We start from the raw sequence: 6,310 nt of genomic DNA, 5'->3' as shown, positions 1-6,310 counted from the left end.
CCATATCGGCCGCGCACTACGCGCCGGGTTGCGCGGCCAGTATCGCCTGCGTCTCGCGGACGTCGCGCCGCAAGCGCCGGCTGGCGACGGCGAGGACATCGTCAGCGCCGACATCAGGTGCCTTGCCGAGTTGCCGCCTGTCATGCAAGACGTCGACGTCGTCGTGCATCTGGCCGGCATTCCCGACGAAGACAGCTGGGACAAGATCCGCGATATCAATATCGACGGCTGCTACAACGTGTTCGAAGCGGCCCGGCAAGCGGGCGTGAAGCGCGTGATTTTCGCGAGTTCGAATCACGCGGTCGGGTTTCATCGGCGCGACCGCATGATCGACGATACGGTCGCGCCGCGCCCCGACAGCCGCTATGGCGTATCGAAGGTATTCGGCGAAGCGCTCGGCAGGCTGTATGCGGACAAGCATGGGATGTCGGTGGCGTGCCTGCGCATCGGCTCGTTTCGCGCCGACGACACGCCGACCATGCCGCGCCATCTATACACGTGGATCAGCCATCGCGACATGGTGCAGCTGACGAAGCGCTGCATCGATTATCCGGACTACCACTTCGTGATTGTGTACGGCGTGTCGAACAACGCGCGCAACCGCTGGAGCAATGCGAATGCGCGCTTTCTCGGCTACGAACCCGAAGACGACGCCGAAGCGAGCGCCGCCGCACGCATCGCCGCTTCGGGCGCGCGCGAAGATGCGCGCGAGGCGCTGTTTCATGGCGGCTTCGGCTGTATCGTCGAATTCGACGGCGACGTGAAGCGCATCGATTGAGATTCGAATCGGGCTCCGCTGAAGTGCGCCGCTGAAGTACGCCGCATCGTACTCGCCGAATTTCGACTCGCGTGCTGGCGCGCTATAAAATGCCGCTCGTAGGGGCGCGGTGCGCGCCTCGCAAGACAAGACCGGGCTGGGTGCAACGTTGACTGCAGAAATAAAAAAGCGCGCGCCGCGCCGCAAATCGAATGCGATCTCCGTGCTGGATGTCGCCCGTGCAGCGGGCGTCTCGACGGCGACCGTGTCGCGCGTGCTGAACGGCAACGCGACGGTCGCGGCCGACTTGCGGCAGCGCGTGCGCGATATCGCCGATCAATTGGGCTACACGCCGCATGCGGCGGCACGCGCGCTCGCGTCGCAGCGTTCGAAGACGATCGGCGCGGTGATTCCCTCGCTTGAAAACCAGAACTTCGCGCTCGGCGTGTTCGCGCTGCAAAAAAGGATAGGCGAGGCCGGCTATACGCTGTTGCTCGGCTGCTCGTATTACGACCCGCAGGACGAACTGAAGCAGGTACGCGCGCTGATCGCGGACGGCATCGCGGGGCTGATGCTGGTCGGGCGCAGCCATGCGCCCGCGCTGTACGAACTGATCGAGAAGGAACAGATTCCGCTGGTAAACGGCTGGACCGTCGACCACGACCATCCGTATGTGGGCTTCGACAATGTCGCGGTCGGCCGGCGCCTTGCCGACTATCTGCTCGATCTCGGTCACACGCGCTTTGGCATGATCACGCAGATGACGCAGCACAGCGACCGCGCAGCGGACCGCATTATCGGCGTGCGCGCGGCCCTGCAATCGCGCGGGCTGCAGTTGCGGCACGAGCATCTGATCGAGATGCCGCATAAGATCATCGAAGGGCAGATGGCGATGAAAGCGCTGATGCAAGGCCCCGAGCGGCCGACCGCGGTAATCTGCGGCACCGATCTGCTCGCGATCGGCGCGCTGGCCGAGGCGCGCGAGGCGGGCATCGAGGTGCCGGCGGAACTGTCGATCGCGGGCATCAACGATATCGAGGTGTCGAGCTTCACGACACCGCCGCTGACCACCATGCGCCTTGCCGCCGACGAAATCGGCACGCGCAGCGCCGAGTATCTGCTGGCGCGCATCGAAGGGCGGCCGGTCAGTTCGCAGAACATCGTGCCGACCGATCTGATCGTGCGCGGCACCACGGGGCCGCTGCGGAAAGGCTAGGCCGCGAGGGTGCGACGGTCATCAATTTATTTGAGGCTCAGCGCGAAATCATATTGCTTTCGTGCGTTTGTGTTTATCAGTAGACTACGTTGCAATAAATGGCCTGGCTGGTCGAAGCCATTCCGGCGAAATATCCCCGTAGAGTTCAGAGATTCCCATGACCGATATGAACCAAAGCGCGACTCAAAGCGCAATGCCGCCTTTCCACCTCGCGTTTCCCGTCCATAGCCTCGCGGCCGCCCGCGAGTTTTACGGCGATCTGCTCGGCTGCCCCGAAGGGCGCAGTTCGCCCGAGTGGGTCGACTTCAATTTCTACGGTCACCAGATCGTCGCGCATCTGTCGCCGGACGAAGCGGGTCACCGTGCGACGAACGCGGTCGATGGCGATGCGGTGCCGGTGCGCCATTTCGGCGTCGTGCTGGCGATGCAGCAATGGCAGTCGCTTGCCGACAAGCTGAAAGCCGCCGGCACGAAGTTCATCATCGAGCCGCATATCCGCTTCAAGGGCGAGGTCGGCGAACAGGCCACGATGTTCTTCCTCGATCCGTCGGGCAATGCGGTCGAAATCAAGTCGTTTGCCAATATGGCGTCGCTGTTCGCAAAGTAACGGTGCGAAGTAATAGCGGCGTAGCGGCAAGGTAGCGGCGGGGTCGGCCGGACTCCTTTCAAATCCTCTTCGGCCATTTCAGTTACGCTGCCCCGCACCGCTTTGCATTCGCGAAGCGGTGCGGGGCTTCGCAATTCGCATCGCCACATTTCGCCGCGCGCGTACGCTCGATCTCGCATGCATGCTTCCATGCGAGATTGCCGTGACGAGCGCCTCCACCGATTCCCCTTCCGTTGCTTCCCATCCTTCGTCGGCGCGCGCTGCGCACACGCACAGCGCGGACGCGGAGTTCGACTTTATCGTGTGCGGCTCGGGCAGTTCGGGCGCCGTCGTCGCGCGGCGTCTCGCCGAACATCCGGCGTTGCGTGTGCTGCTGATCGAAGCGGGCGGCACCGACGAGGTCCCCGCGATTATCGACAGCACCGCGTGGCCCATCCTCAGGCGCAGTGAGCAGAACTGGCTATTTCGCGCGACGCCGAACGCGAAGCTGAACGGCCGCATGATTCCGATGGCGATGGGCAAGGTGCTCGGCGGCGGCGCGAGCATCAACGTGATGGCGTGGGCGCACGGACATCAGGCCGACTGGGACGATCTCGCCAAAGCAACCGAAGACGAGGGCTGGAGCTACGAGTCGGTGCTGGCGATCTACCGCCGCATCGAAGACTGGCACGGCGAGCCGGACCCGCGGCGGCGCGGGCAGGGCGGTCCGCTTTTCGTGCAGCCGGCGCCCGATCCGCATCCGATCGCCGCGGCCGGACTCGAAGCGTTTGCGCGCACCGGCGTGCCGACGGTCGCCGATCATAACGGCGCGATGATGGAAGGCGACGGCGGCGCCGCCTTCACGAACGTGTGCATTCGCGATGGGCAGCGGCAGTCGGTGTATCGCGCGTATGTGCATCCGTTTCTTGCCGCGGCGGGCGAACAGTCGAACCTGGTCGTGCTGCCGCAGGCGCTCGTGACGCGGCTCACGTTCGACGGCGCCGCGGTGACGGGCGTCGAGTATTTGCGGCACGGCGAACTGAAGCGCGTGCGCGCGACGCGTGAGGTCGTGCTGTCGCTCGGCGCGATCCAGACGCCGAAGCTGCTGATGCAATCGGGTATCGGCGACGAAACGGAACTGCGTCTGCATGGCATCGAACTCAGGCAGTTGCTGCCCGGCGTGGGCCGCAATTTTCAGGATCATTTCATGGCGCCGTGCGTGTGGGAGGCGGCCGAACCGATCGTCGGGCGCAATAACCTCGGTGAAATGACGGCGCTCTGGAAAAGCGACAGCCGGCGCGACCGGCCCGACTGCCAGACCTTCCTGACCGAGTTGCCGTATGCGAGCCCCGAGGCGGCCGGGCGCGATCTGCCGGTGCACGGATGGTCGCTGACGACAGCGGTGCTGCGCACCGAGAGCCGCGGCCGCGTGCGTCTGACGGGCCCGCATCCGCTCGATCCGGTGGCGATCGACGCAAACTTCCTCGACGACCCCGCGGATATGCGCACACTCAAGCGCTGCATCGAGTTTTGCCGCGACGTCGGCAATTCGGCGCCGCTGCGGCCGTTTACGCGGCGCGAGTATCTGCCGGGGCCGGTCGGCGATGCGGCGCTCGAGCAGTTCATGCGCAACGGCACGGTGAGCCACTCGCATCAGAGCTGCACCGCGAAGATGGGCCACGATGCGATGTCGGTGGTCGATACGCGCATGCGCGTCTATGGCATCGACCGGTTGCGCATCGCCGATGCGTCGATTCTGCCGCGCGTCACGACCGGCAATACGATGGCGCCGTGTGTCGTGATCGGCGAGCGGGCCGCGCAGATGCTTGCGGCCGATCATGGGTTTTGACGTCCAGCTTTCTTCGTTGCCGGAAGTGCCCGCTCGCCGCGGGGGCTGGACGCCGACGAATCAGGTGGAACTGCGAAGCACGCGCGGGAATCGGAGCTGCCGCGTAATGGCTCGGGCAACGTGTCAAGCCTTCCGCTCACGCCGCAGTGCCAGTTCACCGCGCGCGAGTTCGCGCAGCGCGCGGCGGTCGGCCTTGCCGAATGGTGTGCGCGGAATGCGCTCGACGCGCAGCACGGTCTCGGGCAGTTTGTGGTCGGCAAGCCGCGTTGCCATCCATGCGCGAATGTCCTGCGGCGTGATGTCGGCGCCGTGCGCCGCGAGTTTGACGAAGCCGACAATGCGTTCGCCGAGCAGCTCGTCGGGCACGCCGACCACGGCGGCATCGTCGGCGGCCGGGTGCAGCAACAGGGTCTGCTCGATCTCGGCGGGTGCAATGTTTTCGCCGTCGCGCACGATGATCTCCTTGATCCGGGCCACATAGCTGAACTCGCCGTGCTCGTCCTCGCGCATGAGGTCGCCCGTGTGATACCAGCCGTCAGCGTCGCGCACGGAATCGAGCACGCCCGGCGAGAGCCAGTAACCGGCGCATAGCGTCGGCACGTTGAGGAGCAACTCGCCAGGCGTGCCGACCGGCACGTCGTCGCCGTGACGATCGACGACACGCGCGGTGCCCGGTCGCGCGCGCACGGTACGCGGCGTGCGGCCGAGCACGACGCACAGCGGCGCTTCGGTCATTCCATAGGCGACCATCAGCGGAACGCCGAAGGTCGCTTCGAAACGCTGCTGCAGCTCGGCCGAACAGTCGTCGCCCATCACCACGCAGCCGCGCAGCGAACCGGTCGCGCGGTGGCGCACCGCTTGTGCGCGCATCAGTTCGGCGACGCCGAACGGGCTCAAACTGACGGTCGTGCATCGGTGCCGCTCGATGGCGTCGAGATAGGCCGCGCCGTCGAAATCGATGCACTGCGGCAGCACCATGCACTGGGCGAGCGTCAAGGACGCGCAAAGACGGAACATGCCCGGCATATGAAACAGCGGGGTCGACACGAGCGGTATCGAGTTGCTGACAAAGCCGACTTCCTTCAGAAATTCGATGCCACACCCGATCGACCGCTGCGTATGCGCGACGAGCTTCGGCTCGCCTGTCGTGCCCGACGTGCACAGCAGCATCGCGATCGCGTCGGGATCGGGTTGCGGCAAGGGCCGCGTGTCCGGCTGTGTTTCGGCCCGCGTTTCGGTCCGTGTTTCGGTTCGTGTCTCGACCCGTGTTTCGCGCGCGCCTGCCATCAGCGCGTCCCAACTGCCGCCTGCATGATCGTGCGCCCCGGCCGACGGGGGGCGCGGCAGATCGATGTAAGCGCGGTCGATGTAAAAACGATGGCCGAAGGGCAGCCAATCGGGCGGCACGTCGTTCATCGATTCGCGCCGCGCAAGATGGCCGATATAGAGCGCTGGCGTCAGTCTTTGCATCAGCCTCGCGAGTTCATGCGCCTTCAGGTGAACGTTCAGCGGCACGGTAATCGCGCCGAGCATCATCGCCGCATAGAAGGCGATCATCGCCTGATGAGAATGCCCGAGATGCAGCACGACACGGTCGCCCGGCTTCACGCCGAGTTCGGCGAAACGCGCGGCCAGCCTTCGTGCATGTTCGACGAACTGTCCGTATCCGATCGTCAGTTCGCCGTCGACGATGGCAGGCGCGGCGGGATGCCTTGCCGCGTTTTCGAGCAGCGAAGCGACGAGTGTGGGCACGGCGGCAGCTTCGCCTTGAAGGGCGGTCGGCGACAGGGTGTTCATATATGTGAACCTTGTTCAATACTGATTTGAATTCAGTTCCGATCCGAAGTGCATCGAAACCTCTGTCATATGAACACCTGGCGCCGCTCGGCTATTCGTCCAACG

At 64.9% G+C, this 6,310-nt stretch carries 5 protein-coding genes; 4 read left to right on the top strand and 1 reads right to left on the bottom strand.

The features are described 5' to 3' along the window. From ACYPXD_RS16655 to ACYPXD_RS16640, 4 genes are all read left to right on the top strand, one after another. On the top strand, nt 1-778 hold a 778-nt coding region (locus tag ACYPXD_RS16655; protein ID WP_459713262.1), incomplete at its 5' end, for an NAD-dependent epimerase/dehydratase family protein. A 148-nt stretch (nt 779-926) separates the two neighbouring features. Then, nucleotides 927-1,973: a LacI family DNA-binding transcriptional regulator gene (locus tag ACYPXD_RS16650; protein WP_459713260.1), complete on the top strand. Its 1,047-nt coding sequence runs from the start codon at nt 927-929 to the stop codon at nt 1,971-1,973. Nucleotides 1,974-2,130: 157 nt separating this feature from the next. Further along, nucleotides 2,131-2,580 carry a VOC family protein gene (locus ACYPXD_RS16645; RefSeq protein ID WP_459713257.1) on the top strand — a complete coding sequence of 150 codons (450 nt, stop codon included), beginning with the start codon at nt 2,131-2,133 and terminating at the stop codon, nt 2,578-2,580. A gap of 202 nt (nt 2,581-2,782) precedes the next feature. Continuing rightward, the gene (locus ACYPXD_RS16640) at nt 2,783-4,408 is read left to right on the top strand and encodes a GMC family oxidoreductase (protein WP_459713255.1); all 1,626 of its coding nucleotides are present in this window, start codon (nt 2,783-2,785) and stop codon (nt 4,406-4,408) included. 123 nt (nt 4,409-4,531) lie between these two features. Here ACYPXD_RS16640 and ACYPXD_RS16635 read toward each other — a convergent pair whose 3' ends face one another. Then, nucleotides 4,532-6,205, bottom strand: a complete 1,674-nt coding sequence (locus tag ACYPXD_RS16635; protein ID WP_459713253.1) for a class I adenylate-forming enzyme family protein — start codon at nt 6,203-6,205, stop codon at nt 4,532-4,534. Between the last annotated feature and the right edge of the window lie 105 nt (nt 6,206-6,310).

The sequence above is a fragment of the Paraburkholderia sp. 2C genome (assembly GCF_054589215.1).
Note: the sequence above shows the minus strand (reverse complement) of the source record. Positions and strands in the feature narration are given on the sequence as shown.